Raw genomic sequence first — 17,479 nt, 5'->3', positions numbered from 1 at the left:
CGGTCGCGGCCGACGCCACGGTCGTCACGGCGCTCGTACGGACGGCTGCCGCCACGGTCGTCACGGCGGTTGAAGCCGCCACGGTCATCCCGGCGGTCGCGGCCGAACGAGCGGTCGTCACGGCGGTCCCGGCCGACGCCACGGTCGTTGTCCCGGCGGTCCCGGTCGCGGTCCCGGCCGAAGCGGTCGTCGCGACGGTCGTCCCGGCGGTCATCGCGCCGGTCGCGGTTGAAGCCGCGGTCGCGCTCGCCGTCCCGACGGTCGTACGAACGGCCGCCACGGTCGTCACGGCGGTTGAAGCCGCCACGGTCATCCCGGCGGTCGTCCCGCCGGTCGCGGTTGAAACCGCGGTCGCGCTCGCCGTCCCGGCGGTCGAAGGAACGGCCGCCACGGTCGTCCCGGCCCCGGTCGTTGTCCCGGCGGTCGTACGAGGAGCGGCGCGGCGCCTCGCCGTCACCCGCGCCCTCGACGGCCTCGGCCCCCGCGCCCTTCACGGCGGGCACGGTCGCGGGCTCCGCCGTACGCTGCGCCGGCAGCGTCACAGCGGCGGCCTCGGCCGCCGTCTCCGCCCCGGCCACGGCCACGGCCACGGCCACGGACTCCGCCGGTGCCACGGTCTCGCCGCGCTCGCGCGCCGCCCGCGCGGACAGCCGGTCGGCCTCCTCGCGGAGCTCGGTCGCGCGCCGCTGCGCCCGCTCCAGCTCCCGAGTGAGGTCCTGCGCCTCGCGCTCGGCCTGCTTGGCCGCGTTCGAGGCCGCCTCCGCCTGCACCTCGGTGAGCGAACGCGCGCCCGTGATCTTGGCCACGTCCTCGTCGAAGGCTCCGCCGCCACCGACGATGTGGCGCGAGGCGTCGACGCCCGCGTCCTCCATCAGCCGGAAGATCTGGCGGCGCTGGTGCGGCAGGGCCAGCGAGACGACGGTGCCGCTCTGGCCCGCCCGCGCGGTACGGCCGGAGCGGTGCAGATAGTCCTTGTGGTCACCGGCCGGGTCCACGTTCAGCACCAGGTCGATGCCGTCGACGTGGATACCGCGGGCGGCGACGTCCGTGGCGACGAGCACATTGACGTACCCGTCCTTGAAGTCGGCGAGGGTGCGGGTGCGCGCGCCCTGCGTCATGCCGCCGTGCAGCGCGTCGGCGCGTACGCCCGCGTCGCACAGCTGCTCGGCGACCCGGTCGCAGCCCAGCTGGGTGCGGACGAAGATGATCGTGCGGCCCTTGCGCGCCGCGATGGCGGCGGTGACCGGCGCCTTGTCCTTCGGCTTCACGACCAGCACATGGTGGGTCATGGTCGAGACGGCGCCCGCGGACGGGTCCACCTCGTGGGTGACCGGGTCGACCAGGTAGCGCTTGACCAGGCTGTCGATCTCGTTCTCGAGCGTCGCGGAGAACAGCAGCCGCTGCCCGCCCTGCGGCACCAGGTTGAGGATCTCGGTGACCTCGGGCAGGAAGCCCATGTCGGCCATCTGGTCGGCCTCGTCGAGGACCGCGATCTGCACCTTGTCCAGGGACGCGGCACCGCGCTCGATGATGTCGCGCAGCCGGCCCGGGGTGGCGACCAGGATGTCCACGCCGCGCTCCAGCGCGTAGATCTGATTGCCCATCGAGGTGCCGCCGCAGACGACCTTGAGCTTGAGGCCGAGAACATCGCCGTACGGCTGCAGCGCGTCGCTCACCTGCATCGCGAGTTCGCGGGTCGGGGTGAGGATCAGCCCGCGGGGGCGCTTCTTCTCGGTGTGGCCGCCGGCCAGGGTGGTCAGCAGCGGAAGCCCGAACGAGAGGGTCTTGCCCGAGCCGGTACGGCCTCGACCGAGGATGTCGCGTCCGGCGAGGGCGTCGGGGATGGTCGCGGCCTGGATCGGGAAGGGCGTGGTGACGCCGTTCTGCGCCAGCTTGCGGACGATCTGCTCGGAGAGGCCGAGGTCGGCGAATGTGATGTCGGGCGCCTTAGGGGTGTCGGGGGCTTCCGTGGCGGCTTGCTCGTCCTGCTCCGACGGCTCGAACGGCTCGGCCGGGGCGGTCAGCTCGCTCGTCTCGTCGAGGGCGGGCATGACGGCGTGATCAGTGGAAACAGACATGCGAAATGCGAAACCTTCCGGAGTCTCGGCACGCGCCCAAACTCCGTGTGTTGTCGCAAACGACCGCCTCTATGCGGTCAGCCACGGGATGGCAAGGAACGCGCCTCGCGGCGCACTTCTACGAGGCGCCGGGCAAATGGGATCAAACGATCTACCACCATACGCACCTCCACCCCTCAAGAGCAAATTCGCTTCATCCGCGCCGGCCGGCGACGGCTGGGCGCTACCCCGCGGGCTGGTCCGACGGGGAGGCGGGCGCGGTCGGGGGCTCGGGGTCGGTCGGCTTCGGATCCGGCACGCTCGGCGGCGGGCTCGACGGCCGGGGCGCGGGCGGCGCCTCGGACGGGATGGCACCGCCCGGCTGCGGCGGGGCGGAGGGCGCCGGGCCGTGGTGCGGGGCGCCCTTCTTACCGGGCGGGGCCGAGGGCTCGGCCCCGGGGTCGGTCGCGGAGGCCGAGGCCGATCGGTCCTCGTCGTCGCTCTTCTTCCCCTTCTCGCCCTTCTTCCCCTTGCCGTCCCTCTCGTCCCGGTCGGAGTCCGCGTACGGCCGCCCCCTGCCATCGGACCGCACCACGGCGCCGCCCGTGTCCGCCGCCCCGCCCTTCTGGTGGGAGCCGCGGTGTTTGTCCGGCCGCTCGGGGTCGTCGGAGATGCTCATGCAGCCGCCCAGCGCCAGGGCGACGGCCACGAGCGCCGCGACCGCCGCCCCGCGCACGGCGGTACGAGGCACGGCGGCGCGGGGCACGGCAGCACGGCGCACGCGCCGGGAGGGCCGGGGGGAACGGGAGGAACGGGCGGTGCGAGGAGCGGGGGATCCGGGCACGGGGGATCCGGGCATGCGCGGGACACCTCCAGACGGCAGGGACGTGACGCCCTGCCCAACTGGTGCCGCCCCGCCCAGGACACGCATGCGGTGCGGACCCGGCTCGCCGCGTAGACCGCGCGTCCGGCGTCGGCCGTAGGCGCGGGCGGCCAGAGGCGGTCGTAGGCGGGGGCGTCCGGCGTCGGCCGTAGGCGCGGGCGGCCGTAGGCGCGGGCGGCCGTAGGCGCGGGCGGCCGTAGGCGGACATCGGCACCGGAAGCAGGCGGCGCCCGCGATCAGGCCGTGGCCGAGGATCAGCCATGGCCGAGGATCAGCCGTACCCGAGGATCAGCCGTACCCGAGCGCGTGCAGCCGCGCGTCATCGATCCCGAAGTGGTGCGCGATCTCGTGGACCACGGTCACCTCGGTCTCCTGGACGACGTCCTCCCGCGTCTCGCTCAGCCGCAGCGTCGGACCCCGGTAGACGGTGATCCGGTCCGGCAGGACGCCCGCGTACCACTCACCCCGGTCGGTGAGCGGCGTCCCCTCGTAGAGCCCGAGCAGCTCGGGATCGTCCGTCGGTGGCTCGTCCTCCACGAACACGGCGACGTTGTCCATGAGCCGTGTCAGCTCCGGCGGGATCCGGTCCAGCGCCTCGGCGACCAGTTCCTCGAACTCCTCGCGCGTCATCTCCAGCACGAGGCCATTGTCGGGCAGCCGGGCCCGGAAAGGAGCCGTCGGCGCCGAGGTATCCGCGCCGGACGTCTCCGGCCGCCCGGCGCAACCGTCGGCAGGCGCAACCCTCGGCCGACGCAACCCTCGGCCGACGCAACCGCCACCCGGTGCCGACCCACCCCCACGCCGCCCAGGCATACGCCCCCGCGCGGCCGGGCATACGGGACCAATGGCCCGCGAACCGCTCCGGCTGCTCCGTGCCACCGCTCAGCGCGCGGGCACCGCGGCCGTCTCCCCCCTTCGCCGCTTCCGCCGCCCCTCCCTTCACCCTTCCCTTCGCCCCTTCCGCCGCCCCTCGCAGACCCCGTCCCCCACCGCTTCCTTCGACCCCACGGCGCTCGATCCCACCGCGCGCCCCCGCCCCCTCGTCCGCGCCGCCGGGCTGGCCGCCGTGACCGTCCTCGGCGCCTGGATCGGACTGCTGGTGGTCGGCAGCGTCCACATCTCCGTGGGCCCGATGGACACGCGGATGGCGCTGCGGCCGTCCCTCACCGGCGGCACCAAGATCAACGTGGCCCCGCTGGGCGCGCTCGAGCTGAACAGCCACCACGCCCCGCTCCGCCTGGACGTGGACGTGGACCGGCTCGACCCCATACGGTCCCAGGCCCTCGTCGACCACCCCGAGCGGCTCTCCGGGCTCCAGGACGAGGTCGCGAGCGATGTCACCCGCGGCACCCTCGGCCTCGCGGTCCGCTCCTGCGTCGCCGTGGTCTTCGGCGCCACCGCGCTGGGCCTGGCGGTCTACCGCCGCCCCCGCCGGGCGCTGGCCGCCGGAGGGCTCGCGCTCACGCTGCTGACCGCCTCCGGCGGGGCCGTCTACGCCACGTGGAACCCGAATTCCGTACTGGAGCCGCGCTACTCCGGGCTGCTCTCCAGCGCCCCCTCGGTGGTGGGCAACGCGCGCAGCATCGTGACCGACTTCGACGTCTATCAGCGGGAGTTGGCCCGGCTGGTGACCAATGTCACCCAGCTCTACGAGGTGACCTCGACGCTCCCCGCGTACCAGCCCGATCCGACCACCATGCGGGTGCTGCACATCTCGGACGTCCATCTCAATCCGGCCGCGTGGCACATCGTGCAGTCGCTGGTGCGGCAGTACAAGATCAGTGTGATCATCGACACGGGCGACACGATGGACCACGGCAGCTCCGCCGAGAACGGCTTCCTCGACCCCGTCTCCGACCTCGGCGCCCCCTATGTCTGGGTGCGCGGCAACCACGACTCGGCGTCGACCCAGCGCTACCTGGCCAAGCGCAAGGGGGCGCATGTCGTGGACAACGGCGATGTGATCAACGTCGCCGGGCTGCGGATCGCGGGTATCGGCGATCCGCAGTTCACCCCCGACCGCTCCGCAGCGGCCGCCGGTGACGCGGCCGAGCACAGCGCCGGACGGCAGCTCGCCGAGGCGATCCGGGACCGCAAGGCCGCCGGCGCCCCGGTCGACATCGCCCTCGCCCACAACCCGATCGCCGCCCGCGAGACCGACGGCACCGTGCCGCTCGCCCTCACCGGCCATGTCCATCACCGCCGTACGGAGGTGCTCCCCGGCGGCACCCGGCTGATGACCGAGGGGTCGACGGGCGGCAGCGGGCTGCGCGCCGTGGACGACGGCACACCGGACACGGTGCAGGCGTCGGTCCTCTATCTGGACCGGGACACGCGACGGCTCCAGGCGTGGGACGAGATCGATCTGGGCGGTCTGGGCCTGGCGAAGGCCGAGGTCAGCCGTCATCTGCCGGCCGAGAACCGCCCGGGCGCGACACCAACGCCCACCACTCCGTAAACCGTTTTGGCGAACCTCACCGGCATCCCATATGCTTCTCGCGTCCCCGAAAGCGCCGCGAGGCGCCCAGGTGGGCCATCGGCCCTCATCGTCTAGTGGCCCAGGACGCCGCCCTTTCAAGGCGGTAGCACGGGTTCGAATCCCGTTGGGGGCACCACCTTTTTTTAAGTCACCGCAGGTCGGAACGTACCTGCTGGTGACTTTTTTCATGCGCGCCGCACGGCGACCCCATGCGCGCCGCACGGCGACCCCATGCGCGCCGCACGGCGACCCCGCGGCTCCCACGGCTCCCGGAATGTCTCCCTCCCCGAAGCGGTTGTACGTACGCGACAGCACCGGACCCGCCGCAGGCCCCACGCGAGGGAGCGCAGATGACCGTCCAGGACGTCGACCGGGTGAGCTTCGCCGAGGAGTGGGAGCGCTGGCACCGCGCCCATGAGCAGGCGCTCGCCGACCCCCACGGATTTCTCGCGATCACCAGCCTGCGCTGGCTGAGCCCGGAGCCGACCCGCTTCGAGGACGCCCCCGGGGCCTGGTCCAGCGGCCCGAAGGGCGTGGTGGTCGAGCTCGCCGACGGCGAGGAGCTGACGATCGACGGCACGGCGGTGCACGGGCGGTACGCCTTCGGGGCGATCGCCGAGCGGGCCAGTGTGTACGCGGGGTACGGCGACGCGGTGATCGAGATCGCCAAGCGCGGCGGCCACGACATCGTCCGCCCCCGCCACCCCGGCAACCCCCTCCGCACCGACTTCGCCCACACCCCCGCCTACGCCCCCGACCCCCGCTGGGTCCGCACCGGCCGCTACCTCCCCTTCGACGAGCCGCGCGCGATCACCGTGGGCGCCGTGGCGGAGGGGCTGGAGCACGTCTACGACGCGCCTGGACGGGTCGAGTTCGAGCTGGACGGCGAGACGTTCCGGCTCACCGCCTTCAACGGCAAGCGGCCCGGCAGCCTGATGGTGCTCCTCACCGACGCGACCTCCGGCGTGACCACGTACGCCGCGAACCGCTCCCTCCAGATCGACGCCCCCGACGAGGCCGGCCGCGTCACCCTCGACTTCAACCGCGCCACCAACCTCCCCTGCGCCTACACCGACCTCGCGACCTGCCCCCTGCCGCCCACCGAGAACCGGCTGCCGGTCGCGATCGAGGCGGGCGAGAAGATCCCCCTGGAGCGCGGCGACCGCCCCTGACCCGGGCCGAGACCAGTGGAGATCGGCTGAGCCCGACCGGGCCCCGGCCCACCCGGTGAGCGGTCAGAACGCGGCCGCAGGTCTGATACGCTGATCCAGCGACAACGACGCGGCGGAGAGAAATCAAGGCCCCGGCTCGAAGATCGCAAGGAGTGCGAATCCACGACGGGAAATCCCGTTGGGAGCGCACCCCACATGTGCGAGACTCGTGCTCGTACACGCAAGGTCCTGTGGAGCAGTTTGGAGTGCTCGCCACCCTGTCAAGGTGGAGGCCGCGGGTTCAAATCCCGTCAGGACCGCTGCGGCTGGGTAGCTCAGTTGGTACGAGCGTCCGCCTGAAAAGCGGAAGGTCGCCGGTTCGACCCCGGCCCCAGCCACCGCAGCCCTCACCAGGGCAAAGCCCCCTCCCGGTCCGTCCGGAGGGGGCTTCTTCGTTGTCCGTAACGCCCACGGCACGCACCGTAAGAGCGCTGGACCAGGAAGTGACATGCTGGGCACCGCGTCGACGAAGGGGAGTGGGTTCATGCGGTGGACCGTCCACGGCGAACGGCAGATCTACAGCAACCCTTGGGTCAACCTGTGGCTGGTCGACGTACAGCAGCCCGACGGGCGGCGCTGGGAACACCACGTCGTACGCATGCGACACCTCGCCGTTGCCGCCGTGGTCGATGGCCAAAAGCGCGTCCTGATGATGTGGCGCCACCGGTTCATCACCGACGCCTGGGGCTGGGAACTGCCCATGGGACTCATCGAGCCCGGCGAGACCCCGGAGCAGGCCGCCGCCCGCGAGGTCGAAGAAGAGACCGGCTGGCGGGTCGAGGCGATGAAGCCCCTGGTGTACGCACAGCCCGCGAACGGGATCACCGACTCCGAGCACCATGTCTTCCGCGCCGATGGGGCCACCTACACCGGGCCGCCGACAGAGCTGAACGAATCGGACCGGATCGAGTGGATCCCCCTATCGGAAATAAGGGGGATGATCGACCGCCGCGAGATCGTCAGCAGCGGCAGTCTGGTCGGCCTGCTGTATCTGCTGCTGGACGAGGCCACCAAGAGCGCCGGCTAGCCAAGTGACTCTCGCATCCGCTGCTCGAACCTGATCACCGGTGCCTCACGGGCGTACGGAGCCAGACGGCGGTGGAATTCACGGACATGTCCAGCGCCCCGGGGAGAGTCGATCACGGTGCTCAGTCCGAGTGCGAGTCCGGCGCTGTGACACGCGTCGCCGAGCTTGCCCTGCTCGAGCTGGGTGCTGGCGAGCCAGAAGGCGTGGAGGGCCCGTCCGCGCTGCTGTCCGGATGTTTCCCGGCGCAGTCCCTCGGCGATGAGAGGTTCGGCTCGTGGCGCCTCGCCAAGACGGGCCAGGGCGATTCCGGTGTCGACGATGAGCTTGGTCTCGTCGAAATAGCGCACCCAGGAGGGCGTCTCGTCCGTCCGGCCGCGTGCGCATTCGAAGGAGTCGCGGGAACGGTCGATGGCCTGTTTGCAGGCGGAGGCGTCGCGAAGGGTGGCGTGGGCGAACGCTTCGCGCAATGTGCAGCATGGACATCACCAGAGGCTGGTCACCCACTGCCCGAGTGACGTCCTGAGCCTTGCAGGCGAGAGCGATAGCCTCTGCCGGATTACCGTCATAAGTGGCCTGCAGGCTCATGCAGGACAGCACATTGGCCACGAAGAGGCGATCTTCCTGCTCCCGCGAGAGGCTGAGGGCCTGGCTGAAGTAGATACGTGCCGTGCTGTACTGACAGGCGTCGAAATACGCCCAGCCCGCAAGGCGGGCCAGCTCTGCGGCGAGGGACCGCAGGTCCCGGCCCAGTGCATCCCCGGCGTGCCGCATCACCTGTGTGACGTAAGTGAGGCTTCCGACGACCGCAGGCCGCATTGGCGCACCACCGTGCTGGTCGTCCCGACGCCAGTAGTCCTCCACTGAGGAGCGCAGCGCGGCGAGCGTGGAGCGGGTGACCTGTGAGTCGGCCAGTGGCAGTAGGTCGTCCAGGCTTTCCCCAGCAGCAGGGCCGGTAGCCGTTGCCCCCTGTGCAAGCCGTGGCTCGGATACCTGGCTCCGCTCGCTCTCCAGAGCCGATACGGGAATTTCCCAGGGCCGATGTGCCAGGCCCAGCATCGCACCGGGGATGCGCAGCCCATCGGCGACTCTCTCGATCACATCGATGTGGGCCAGACCACGACGTCCAGCCATGATCTCGCCGACCCTGCTGGGCGTCATGCCGCAAAGAGCGGCGATGCGCGAGGGATAGATCCCTGCCTTGAGCTTGACCAGCTGGAAGATGCGGGTGAAGTCGCGCTTCTGGCATGCGTCCTGCCACTCAGGGCTGGCCAACAAGGCTGGTGGCAGCAGTCGATGAGGCTGCGGTGCTGACACTCGTGCCCCTCTCCCTCGCCCTGCGGCACCGGGCTGTCCGGGCGGTCAAGCGCTGATGATTTTACCCACGTTGGGTAATCACCATGACCTGTTTCGGTGATGGCCGTTGCGATGAGCTAGCCCCCTGGAACCACCCGCGACGAGGGGACGCAATGCTCCCGATGACAAACGACAACCAGCAGCACACCATCGCCCAGCGCTGGGCGATGCAGTTCACCTCCACGCCCAGGTGCGTCCGTCTCGTCCGGAGCCTGGTCGACAAAACCCTGCTGAGCTGGGGCTACGGACGAGAAGACATCGACCGTACGGTCCTCGTCTGCAGCGAGTCGGCGACCAATGCCGCGCGGCACGGCCACAGGAGCGGTCACCGCTTCGAAGTTCGCCTCAGCGGCGAAGGCGCCACGTGCCTGGTCGAGGTCTCCGACGCCCTCAGCCGTCGGTTGCCTCGCCTCATGGAGACCAGCGATGAGGACGAGCACAGCCGAGGGCTCCAACTCGTCTCCGCGCTTGCCAAAGAGATGGGACACCGCGCCCGCAACCCCACCGGCAAAACCGCCTGGGCCCGCCTGGCTCTCGTCACGCCGGAGGAGGAAACCCGTGCATGAGCTGATCGCCGCTCCATTCCTCGACCATCATCTCCTCGTACGTCCCCGGCAGTACCGGAGCCGCCCGGCTCCCGGCCACCGCGTACCGGGAGTTGGAGACGGCCGTAGCCTCCGGTGCGGCATCACCCGGTTGGCTGGTGGACGTGTCCCGGAAGGTATGGGGCCTGAGCCTCGACGAGCGGTTGACGCGCGATACCGTCCTCGTCCGCTCCTCCTCGCCGCACGGCTACGGGCGTGCGTCTCACGAGCTGAACCTGGGCTGCAACTACGACTGCGAGCATTGCTACCTAGGTCTCAAGCGGTTCTCGGGGCTCGAATGGTCCCATCGCGAACGGCTGCTGCAGGTCATCCATGACGCCGGCGTGCTGTGGCTCCAGCTCACCGGCGGCGAGCCAATGATCGACAAGCTGTTCCCCGAGACATACCGGCGGGCGAACGAGCTGGGCATGATGGTCGAAATCCTCACCAACGGCTCCCGTCTCGCGGCCCCCAAGAACCTCACCTTGCTCACGGAGCGCCGCCCGAACCGGATCACGCTCAGCCTCTACGGCGCCACAGAGAAGTCTTACGACGGGCTCACCCGCCGCAAGGGCGCGTACCGGATGTTCATGAAGGGCCTGAACGCCGCCCATGAGGCCGGGCTGCCGCTCGATCTGGCGCTGATCATCACACGGCACAACGCCCACGAGAGCGACCGGATGCGCGCCTTCGCAGACCAGTACGCCCTGCCGTACCGCGAGTACACCCATATGTCCCCGACCATCTATGGCGGCGCCGAGACACTCGCCTCCCAGGCGCTCGGCCACCTCACTGACCGTGAACCGTTCCGCGGCTGCAACGCGGGCCACACCTTCTTCCATGTCGATCCACACGGCAGGGCGTCCATCTGCAAGGTCGGCCGCGACAACGCGGTTCCTTTGCTGGCCGAAGGAGTCGAGGGCCTCAGCCGCCTGGGCGGGATCGCCGATTCCCTGATGCTTCGCACCGGTGGCTGCTCCGGCTGCCGGCTCTCCGGCACCTGCCGGGTATGCAGGCCGCTGGCCAAGGTCTACCAGGAGGCGAAGGCACCACTGCACATCCACTGCCAACACACCGCGAAAGGGAGCTGAACCATGACAACGGTGATGGTCGAGATCACGCCGCCCCGTCCCAGAGATGCTGACATCAAGGAGGACATCGTGATCCTCGACGACGTCGACGCCTTCGCCCGGGCCGCCACTCCTGGCTGCGGCGACGACAACCCCTACAACTGATCACCCGTGGCGGGGCCTTCCGACGTGTTCGTGCGCCGGAAGGCCCCGTGCGCACGTCCCGTCTGGAAGCCTTTCCGTCATGGCCCTGGCCCCCGTCGCCTTCGACGACCTTCCCCGCTCGGTCCGTAGCGCGATTGAGGCCGAGACAGGCACGGTCCTTGAGACCGAGGCGGTTACCGCCGGCAAGAACAGCGCTCTTTCGGCACGCGTCCACACCACCGGCGGGACCGTCTTTCTCAAAGGACTGGAGAGCGATCACCGTTGGGTCTGGACCCAGCGACGCGAGGCGGATATCAACCCGTATGTCACACCCCTGGCGCCCCGCATGCTCTTCCACCTCGTCGTCGAAGGTTGGGACATCCTCGGCTTCGAACTACTCGACGGCCATCACGCCGACTACTCTCCCGGCTCGCCGGACATCCCGAAGGTCGTCCAAGCCCTCCGCAGGCTTGACGACATGCCCTGCCCCAACGTCGATCTCCGCCAAGCGGAACAGCGCCTGTCCAAGTACGTCACCCACCCTGCCGATGCAGAAGCGTTCGCAGGCGATGCCCTGCTCCACACTGACTGGAGCAACCACAACGTCCTCATCACCGGTGACCGAGCCCACCTTGTCGACTGGGGATGGGCCACCCGAGGAGCCGCCTGGCTCGACCCCGCCTACTGGATCATCTGGCTCATCGCCTCCGGACACAGCCCGGCCCAAGCCGAAGAAATTGGACAACGCATCCCCGCCTGGGCCACAGCGCCTCCCACAGCCGTGGATCTTTTCGCCGACGCAAACGCAGCGCTGTGGAATGAGATCGCGGGGGACTCCCCAGACGTCTGGACAGCGCGCCTACGTTCGGCCGCAATGAAATGGCAGCGCCACCGCCGTGGGTGACGGTCCGCGGCGATGATCAGGTGCCATCCGTCCGACGCCAGCCGTGTCGCCAACAGCCCTCACCAGGGCAAAGCCCCCTCCCGGTCCGTCCGGAGGGGGCTTCTTCGTGGCCGGGAGGAATCAACGCGTTCAGCGCGGCAGCGGCGTGTTAGCCGTGCGTTAGTCGATCGGCAGCGGCGGCGAGCAGGGTTGTTCCCAGGACGCGGAACGCCCCGTGGACAGCGCGCCGCGTCCGCCTACCTCAACCATCCCTGGGGGATCCCATGTCGCGCACGACCGTTCTCCGCCGTACCCGCACCGTCGCCGTCGCCTCGTTGATCGCCGCTGCGGCGTTCTCGCTCACGGCCTGCGGAGGCGGCGAATCGGACAGCGACGCCAAGGGAGGCTCGTCCTCGGCGACCGCGAACGGTGCGTCGGGGGGCTCCGAGGGTTCCGCCGGGGGCTCGGGTGAGGGTGTCGACGCCAAGGCGGGCAGCGCCTCGGGCGGGTCCTCGTCGGCGAGCCGATGCACCAGCGACCACCTGGAGGCCGCGTGGTCGAACTTCGAGGGCGGTCCTGACATGACCTACGACCGGCAGCAGACCGCCCGGGTGGTGCTGAAGAACACCGGGAGCACCGACTGCACCATGGTCGGCTTCCCGGGAGTCCAGTTCCAGACCGAGCACGGCGAGACCTGGGATCTGCGGCGCACCGACGACAAGCCGAAGCCGGTCCGGGTGGAGGCCGGCGGGCGGGTCACCTTCGACATCACCTTCCTGGCGTCGACCCGCGACGACGACAAGAAGTTCGCGCCGGACCAGGTCGTGATCACCCCGCCGAACGAGGAGACGAACCTCTCGCTGGACTGGCCGTACGGCGGTGCGCTGCTGGACCAGTCGGGCGCCACCCGCCCGGGGACCTTCGTCGGCCCGGTCAGCGCGCCTGAGTAGGCCTGCGGGCGGGCGGCCCCGGCCACCGACGCTCCCCACCAGGGCACAGCCCCCTCCCGGTACATCCGGAGGGGGCTTCTTCACTGCCCGCGACGCCCCCGGGGGCGCCCTTGTCCCGCATGAACGATCAGACGTTAACGATCAGACGTTGGCGCAGATCGCGAAGACGCTGATGCCCACGTTGTCGGTGGAGGTCTGGCGGCCCAGCCCGATCCAGCCCCGTGCGTCATCGGTGGGGAAGCTGCCGACGAGGATGGCGGTGTTGCCCCGGGCCTCGGCACCACCGCCGATGACCTTCTTCCCCTTCGGGCAGTACACCGTGCGCCGCTGGAAGTTCGGGACGTTCTCGTTGGGCAGGGTGACCACCTCGTAGCCGGGCACGCCCTCGTCGGAGCGGGGGGCTCCCTGGGAAACGGCCCCCTCTGAGCTCTGGGGACCGGTCGCCTCGTCGCTCTGGGAGGCCGTCGACTCGGAGCTGACAGAACCGGTCGACTCGTCGCCTTGGGACATGGTCCCCTCGGAGCTCTGGGACATGGTCCCCTCGGAGCTCTGGGTCATGGTCGCCTCGGAGCCGTGGGACCCAGCCCCCTCGGAGCTCTGGGTCATGGTCGCCTCGGAGCCGTGGGACCCAGCCCCCTCGGAGCTCTGGGTCATGGTCGCCTCGGCGCTGTAGGAGCCGGTCGTGTGGTCGTCGCCGTCCTGTGTCGCCGACGCGATGCCTGGCGTCAGCGCCATGGTCAATGCCGCGGCAGCGATGACGAGCCTTCCACGCATGTGTGTCTTCCCTTCGTCACGGGCCCCTGGACGGGACCGACACCGTGAAGGCGTGACCAGGCGAGGCGGGGAGTAAGGCATGAAAGTATGCATATCCCACGAACGTGGGACGGGTGAGAGGCGTACGGGTGCAGCTCTCCTGAGTGGCCGAAAGCCGCCGGTTCGCGTCCTGTCCCGGTGAGCGGAACGCCGCCATTCCCGCCACGAGAATCAGCGGCGAACAATCCCCCAACACACCCGAGCCGCAGGTCGTGATCCCATTCGAAGCGGGCCATTGGAGCGCCGACATGGCAGACGTGAAGGGCACCCCGAGCGAAGTACGCAAGGCAGCGATCGCAAGTTTGTTCGGCAGCGCATTGGAGTGGTACGACTTCTTCCTCTACGGCACGGCCGCCGCGCTCGTCTTCAACTCCCTCTTCTTCCCGACCTTCGATCCGCTGGTGGGGACGATCGCCGCCTTCGGCACCAACGCGGTGGGGTTCCTCGCCCGGCCGCTGGGCGGCATCGTCTTCGGGCACTTCGGTGACCGGATCGGCCGTAAGTCGATGCTGGTGACCACCCTGGTGATCATGGGTGTCGCGACCTGTCTGATCGGTCTGCTGCCCACCTACGCCACCATCGGGGTCTGGGCGCCGGTGCTGCTGATAGTGCTGCGGATCGTGCAGGGCATCGCCGTCGGCGGTGAGTGGGGCGGCGGGGTCCTGATCGTCAGCGAACACGCGCCGAGCCACCGTCGCGGCTTCTACTCGGCCTGGAGCCAGACCGGTGTCGGGCTCGGGTTCGTCCTCTCCGCCTCCGCCTACGCACTCGCCCAGGCGGTGACCACCAAGGAGTCCTTCCTCGCCTGGGGATGGCGCATTCCGTTCGTGGTCGGCATCCTGCTCACCGCCGTCGGACTGCTGATCCGGCTCCGGATCATGGAAACGCCCGCGTTCCGGGACAAGGAGTCGGAGCCGAAGAAGTCCACCCCGCCGCTCCTCGACGTCATCCGCACCCACCCCAAGTCGATACTGATCGCCTTCGGGGCCCGGGTCGCCGAAACCGGTGCGAGCTATCTCTTCCTCACCTTCAGCCTCTCCTACGCCGCCGAAGTCGGGGTGGGCAAGGGGGTGGTGCTGACCGCGCTCGTGGTGGGGATGCTGTTCGAGTCGTTCGCGATGCCGATGTTCGGGGCGCTCTCCGACCGCATCGGACGCCGACCGGTGTACATCGGGGGCGCGATCGCGGTGATCGTCTGGGCCTTTCCGTTCTTCGCGATGTTCGACTCGGGCAATCCGGTGCTGATCTTCGTGGCGATCTTCGTGGCGGTCGTGATCGGCCACGGGGCGATGATCGGCACCCAGCCCGCGTTCTTCACCGAACTCTTCGCCAGCCGGGTGGCCTACAGCGGGCTCGCCCTGGGGCATGAGCTGGCGTCGATGATCGTCGGCGGGTTCTCCCCCATCGTCGCCACCGCGCTGCTCGCCTGGTCGGGCGCGTCCTGGCCGATCGCGCTGTTCCTGATCGGCATGGGCGCGGTCACGGTCTTCGCCGTGGCGGCCGCTCCCGAGACCAACCCGGCCGTCCTCAAGGGCCGCAAGGCTCCGGAGGGGTCGGAAGCGTCGGAGGAGGCCGAGGCGTCGGAGGAGCCGGAGGAGTCGGAGGAGGCCGAGGTGGAGTCCCGGACCGTCTGACGGGCCCGTCGGCCTCGTTCTCGTATCGCTGCCTGGGTGTGCCGCACCCAGGCAGCGTGCGTCCTGGTTGACCCCCGCTGACCTGCGCAGACTGGGCCGGGATTCGGGTCGAGACGCGGGTCGAATCTTGGGTCGAGAGCGAGACGAGGAACGGAGCCCCCATGCCTGGACGACTGCACGGCAAGGTCGCCCTGATCACCGGAGCGACGGGAGGGATCGGCGCGGCGACCGCCGAACTCTTCGCACAGGAGGGAGCACGGCTGCTCCTCACCGATGTGGCCCCGGAGCCCCTGAAGGCTCTGGAGGAACGGATCGAGGAGCGCGGCGGCAGCGACGTGGCCTCGGCCGTGCTGGACGTCGCCTCGGCGGAGGCGTGGGGCGATGTGATCGCCACCGTAAGGGAGCGCTTCGGTCGTCTGGACGTACTGGTCAACATCGCCGGGATCCTGGACTGGCCGGGTATCGAGGGCACCGATGAGGCGTCCTGGGACCGCGTCATCGAGGTGAACCAGAAGGGCACCTGGCTGGGGATGAAGGCGGCCATGCCGCTGTTGCGCGCGAGCGGCAGGGGGTCGGTGATCAACACATCCTCGGTGCTGGGGCTGGTGGGCAGCGGTGCGGCGGCCGCGTACCAGGCGTCGAAGGGCGCCGTCCGGCTGCTGTCGAAGACCGCGGCGGTCGAGTACGCGCGCGACAACGTACGGGTCAACTCGCTGCACCCCGGGGTGATCGCCACGCCGATGATCCAGGATCTCCTGGACGAGCAGGGCGATCAGCAGCCGGACATCGTACGCACGCCGATGGCCCGCGCCGGCCGGGCGGACGAGATCGCGCCGGCGATGCTCTTCCTCGCGAGCGACGAGTCGTCGTTCGTCACCGGCTCGGAGCTCGTGGTCGACGGCGGGCTCACCGCGCACTGACGACCGCCGCGTCCCGTACGACGGAATTGTCCGTTCCCGCCGTACGCTGGGCGGATGACGCGGCTGATCGTGGCGGGTGGAGGAGGCGGGGACGCCGTTGCCGCCGCGGTGCTCGACCGGGCTCTGTACGGGCGCGGGACGGGCGATGACCGGGCGGTGGTCCTGACCTACGCCTGGGACCGGCTGCTCGTCGACCCCGTCCCCGGGCCCCGGGCAGCGGCCGACTTCACCGGTCTGCGGGCGCTGACACCGAGCGTGTACGCCGTGCCCGGGGACGCGAAGCCCGTGGCGCCCGCCGGGTCCACGCTGCCCCGGCTGGCCGCCGAACTGCCGCACACCTTCGCCCTGCTCGACCCCCACCACGGCGTGGAGGGCATGGTCCGGCAGCTGGAAGAGCTGATCGAGCATCTGGCCCCGGCGTCGATCGACCTGCTGGACGTGGGCGGCGACATCCTCGCGCACGGCGATGAGCCGACGCTGCGAAGCCCACTCGGGGACGCGCTCTCGCTGGCCGCGTGTGCGCAGGTGAACGCGGAGATCCGGCTGCTGGTCGCCGGGCCGGGGCTGGACGGGGAGATTCCGGTGGAGGTGCTGCACGAACGGCTGGAGCGGGTGGTCCACACGCTGACCGCCGACGATGTCGCGCCCATCGGGCCCGTCATGGAGTGGCATCCGTCGGAGGCCACCGGCATGCTCACGGCCGCGGCGCGGGGGGTGCGCGGGCTGTGCGAGGTACGGGACGCGGGGCTCACCATTCCCCTGACGGACGACGGGGCCGTGGTCCATGAGGCGGATCTCGACACCGCGTTCCGCCGGAACCGGCTGGCCGGGGCCATCGCCGACACCACCGGACTCGCCGAGGCCGAGCGGCACTGCCGGGAGATCTGCGGCTACTCGGAGATCGACTACGAGCGGGAGAAGGCCGCGCGGTTCGGGGCGGCGCCCGAGGGTCCGTTCCGGCCCAGGGCCGTACTCGCCAGGGTCGCCCGCTTCGCGGAGGAGGCCCGCGCCCGCGGCGTCAGCCACACCACCTTCCGGCGTCTCACCGAGGTCCTCGGGCTGAGCGGTGTCCAACGCGCCGATCTGCGGGCCCTGCTGATCGGGACTCAGCCGGAGCGGTACGACGCCCCGCTGTGGCGGCTGTGATCCCCCGGATGGGGTATAGTTGATCTCGCAACGCCGCCCCGGAGGGCGGGAGTTGATGCGTCGGTCGTCTAAGGAAAGATACTCGTCTCCAAACGAGGGATGTAGGTGCAAGGCCTGCTCGGCGCTCCTTAGAGAAGTCCCTCCCCTAATCGCGGGGGAGGGACTTTTTTCGCGTGTCCGCCCGCCTGCCGGGGTGTCCGGCGGACCACTCGGCGGAGCCGCATGTCGATGCTTTCCCCTCCCCGCCCCTTCCCGCAGCCTTCTCAATGCGGCTCCGCCGCGTGGCAGGGGCTCCGCCCCGGGACCCCGGGGCCCGGGGCGAGCC

General features: G+C 70.3%; 16 protein-coding genes and 4 tRNA genes (1 of these 20 cut by a window edge). 15 read left to right on the top strand and 5 right to left on the bottom strand.

All coding sequences use genetic code 11. The annotated features are described in order from the left end of the window. The 3 genes from ACFXB5_RS36740 to ACFXB5_RS36730 form a co-directional block, all read right to left on the bottom strand. A protein-coding gene (locus ACFXB5_RS36740) for a DEAD/DEAH box helicase (protein ID WP_385216497.1) crosses the window boundary here: on the bottom strand, positions 1-2,078 show its 5' portion. The gene continues 64 nt to the left of window position 1, outside the view; the window shows 2,078 of its 2,142 coding nt (coding positions 1-2,078); the start codon lies at positions 2,076-2,078; the stop codon falls past the left edge of the window. Positions 2,079-2,301: 223 nt separating this feature from the next. Then, positions 2,302-2,808 carry a hypothetical protein gene (locus ACFXB5_RS36735; protein ID WP_385216494.1) on the bottom strand — a complete coding sequence of 169 codons (507 nt, stop codon included), beginning with the start codon at positions 2,806-2,808 and terminating at the stop codon, positions 2,302-2,304. A gap of 420 nt (positions 2,809-3,228) precedes the next feature. Further along, positions 3,229-3,579: a metallopeptidase family protein gene (locus tag ACFXB5_RS36730; RefSeq protein ID WP_037953306.1), complete on the bottom strand. Its 351-nt coding sequence runs from the start codon at positions 3,577-3,579 to the stop codon at positions 3,229-3,231. 205 nt (positions 3,580-3,784) lie between these two features. Between ACFXB5_RS36730 and ACFXB5_RS36725 the strand changes: the two genes are divergently transcribed. The 6 genes from ACFXB5_RS36725 to ACFXB5_RS36700 all read left to right on the top strand — a co-directional run bounded on the left by ACFXB5_RS36725 (position 3,785) and on the right by ACFXB5_RS36700 (position 7,657). Continuing rightward, on the top strand, positions 3,785-5,398 hold the full coding sequence (locus tag ACFXB5_RS36725) for a metallophosphoesterase (protein WP_385216491.1): 1,614 nt from the start codon (positions 3,785-3,787) through the stop codon (positions 5,396-5,398). Positions 5,399-5,479: 81 nt separating this feature from the next. Next, positions 5,480-5,555: transfer RNA gene (locus tag ACFXB5_RS36720), tRNA-Glu, on the top strand. A 214-nt stretch (positions 5,556-5,769) separates the two neighbouring features. Beyond that, positions 5,770-6,591 (top strand): DUF1684 domain-containing protein, encoded by an 822-nt coding sequence (locus ACFXB5_RS36715; protein WP_385216489.1) that lies wholly within the window; start codon positions 5,770-5,772, stop codon positions 6,589-6,591. A 224-nt stretch (positions 6,592-6,815) separates the two neighbouring features. Then, a tRNA-Asp gene (locus tag ACFXB5_RS36710) sits at positions 6,816-6,890 on the top strand. Positions 6,891-6,894: 4 nt separating this feature from the next. Beyond that, a tRNA-Phe gene (locus ACFXB5_RS36705) sits at positions 6,895-6,968 on the top strand. Between the two features lie 146 nt (positions 6,969-7,114). Next, complete coding sequence (locus ACFXB5_RS36700) at positions 7,115-7,657, top strand: NUDIX hydrolase (RefSeq protein ID WP_385216486.1); 543 nt, start codon at positions 7,115-7,117, stop codon at positions 7,655-7,657. On the opposite strand, the gene ACFXB5_RS36695 is transcribed toward ACFXB5_RS36700, so the two are convergent. Next, positions 7,654-8,124 carry a hypothetical protein gene (locus ACFXB5_RS36695; protein WP_385216483.1) on the bottom strand — a complete coding sequence of 157 codons (471 nt, stop codon included), beginning with the start codon at positions 8,122-8,124 and terminating at the stop codon, positions 7,654-7,656. The two genes, ACFXB5_RS36700 and ACFXB5_RS36695, sit on opposite strands and share 4 nt — an antisense overlap. Before the next feature lie 1,008 nt (positions 8,125-9,132). On the opposite strand from ACFXB5_RS36695, the gene ACFXB5_RS36690 reads away from it, so the two are divergent. The 5 genes from ACFXB5_RS36690 to ACFXB5_RS36670 all read left to right on the top strand — a co-directional run bounded on the left by ACFXB5_RS36690 (position 9,133) and on the right by ACFXB5_RS36670 (position 12,641). Further along, the gene (locus ACFXB5_RS36690) at positions 9,133-9,576 is read left to right on the top strand and encodes an ATP-binding protein (RefSeq protein ID WP_385216480.1); all 444 of its coding nucleotides are present in this window, start codon (positions 9,133-9,135) and stop codon (positions 9,574-9,576) included. A gap of 143 nt (positions 9,577-9,719) precedes the next feature. Further along, positions 9,720-10,685 carry a radical SAM protein gene (locus tag ACFXB5_RS36685; protein WP_385216477.1) on the top strand — a complete coding sequence of 322 codons (966 nt, stop codon included), beginning with the start codon at positions 9,720-9,722 and terminating at the stop codon, positions 10,683-10,685. Positions 10,686-10,688: 3 nt separating this feature from the next. Then, positions 10,689-10,829, top strand: coding sequence for a hypothetical protein (locus ACFXB5_RS36680; RefSeq protein WP_385216475.1), 141 nt, complete (start codon positions 10,689-10,691; stop codon positions 10,827-10,829). A gap of 79 nt (positions 10,830-10,908) precedes the next feature. Further along, positions 10,909-11,712 carry an aminoglycoside phosphotransferase gene (locus ACFXB5_RS36675; protein WP_385216472.1) on the top strand — a complete coding sequence of 268 codons (804 nt, stop codon included), beginning with the start codon at positions 10,909-10,911 and terminating at the stop codon, positions 11,710-11,712. Between the two features lie 263 nt (positions 11,713-11,975). Further along, positions 11,976-12,641: a DUF4232 domain-containing protein gene (locus ACFXB5_RS36670; protein WP_385216469.1), complete on the top strand. Its 666-nt coding sequence runs from the start codon at positions 11,976-11,978 to the stop codon at positions 12,639-12,641. Between the two features lie 141 nt (positions 12,642-12,782). Here ACFXB5_RS36670 and ACFXB5_RS36665 read toward each other — a convergent pair whose 3' ends face one another. Continuing rightward, positions 12,783-13,415 carry a hypothetical protein gene (locus tag ACFXB5_RS36665; protein WP_385216467.1) on the bottom strand — a complete coding sequence of 211 codons (633 nt, stop codon included), beginning with the start codon at positions 13,413-13,415 and terminating at the stop codon, positions 12,783-12,785. A gap of 287 nt (positions 13,416-13,702) precedes the next feature. On the opposite strand from ACFXB5_RS36665, the gene ACFXB5_RS36660 reads away from it, so the two are divergent. The 4 genes from ACFXB5_RS36660 (at position 13,703) to ACFXB5_RS36645 (ending at position 17,280) form a co-directional block, all read left to right on the top strand. Further along, positions 13,703-15,088: an MFS transporter gene (locus ACFXB5_RS36660; protein ID WP_385216464.1), complete on the top strand. Its 1,386-nt coding sequence runs from the start codon at positions 13,703-13,705 to the stop codon at positions 15,086-15,088. Positions 15,089-15,249: 161 nt separating this feature from the next. Beyond that, positions 15,250-16,008, top strand: a complete 759-nt coding sequence (locus ACFXB5_RS36655; protein WP_385216462.1) for an SDR family NAD(P)-dependent oxidoreductase — start codon at positions 15,250-15,252, stop codon at positions 16,006-16,008. 54 nt (positions 16,009-16,062) lie between these two features. After that, on the top strand, positions 16,063-17,154 hold the full coding sequence (locus tag ACFXB5_RS36650; RefSeq protein WP_385216459.1) for a DUF1152 domain-containing protein: 1,092 nt from the start codon (positions 16,063-16,065) through the stop codon (positions 17,152-17,154). A gap of 57 nt (positions 17,155-17,211) precedes the next feature. Next, positions 17,212-17,280, top strand: a tRNA-OTHER gene (locus ACFXB5_RS36645). The last annotated feature ends 199 nt before the right edge of the window (positions 17,281-17,479 follow it).

The organism is Streptomyces sp. NPDC059455, from assembly GCF_042750115.1.
Taxonomy (GTDB): domain Bacteria; phylum Actinomycetota; class Actinomycetes; order Streptomycetales; family Streptomycetaceae; genus Streptomyces; species Streptomyces endocoffeicus.
Note: the sequence above shows the minus strand (reverse complement) of the source record. Positions and strands in the feature narration are given on the sequence as shown.

Coding starts and splice junctions, on each gene's coding strand:
- ACFXB5_RS36725 (WP_385216491.1), top strand. CDS start 3,785: ATGGCCCGCGAACCGCTCCGGCTGCTCCGTGCCACCGCTCAGCGCGCG.
- ACFXB5_RS36715 (WP_385216489.1), top strand. CDS start 5,770: ATGACCGTCCAGGACGTCGACCGGGTGAGCTTCGCCGAGGAGTGGGAG.
- ACFXB5_RS36700 (WP_385216486.1), top strand. CDS start 7,115: ATGCGGTGGACCGTCCACGGCGAACGGCAGATCTACAGCAACCCTTGG.
- ACFXB5_RS36690 (WP_385216480.1), top strand. CDS start 9,133: ATGACAAACGACAACCAGCAGCACACCATCGCCCAGCGCTGGGCGATG.
- ACFXB5_RS36680 (WP_385216475.1), top strand. CDS start 10,689: ATGACAACGGTGATGGTCGAGATCACGCCGCCCCGTCCCAGAGATGCT.
- ACFXB5_RS36675 (WP_385216472.1), top strand. CDS start 10,909: ATGGCCCTGGCCCCCGTCGCCTTCGACGACCTTCCCCGCTCGGTCCGT.
- ACFXB5_RS36670 (WP_385216469.1), top strand. CDS start 11,976: ATGTCGCGCACGACCGTTCTCCGCCGTACCCGCACCGTCGCCGTCGCC.
- ACFXB5_RS36665 (WP_385216467.1), bottom strand. CDS start 13,415: ATGCGTGGAAGGCTCGTCATCGCTGCCGCGGCATTGACCATGGCGCTG.
- ACFXB5_RS36660 (WP_385216464.1), top strand. CDS start 13,703: ATGGCAGACGTGAAGGGCACCCCGAGCGAAGTACGCAAGGCAGCGATC.
- ACFXB5_RS36655 (WP_385216462.1), top strand. CDS start 15,250: ATGCCTGGACGACTGCACGGCAAGGTCGCCCTGATCACCGGAGCGACG.
- ACFXB5_RS36650 (WP_385216459.1), top strand. CDS start 16,063: ATGACGCGGCTGATCGTGGCGGGTGGAGGAGGCGGGGACGCCGTTGCC.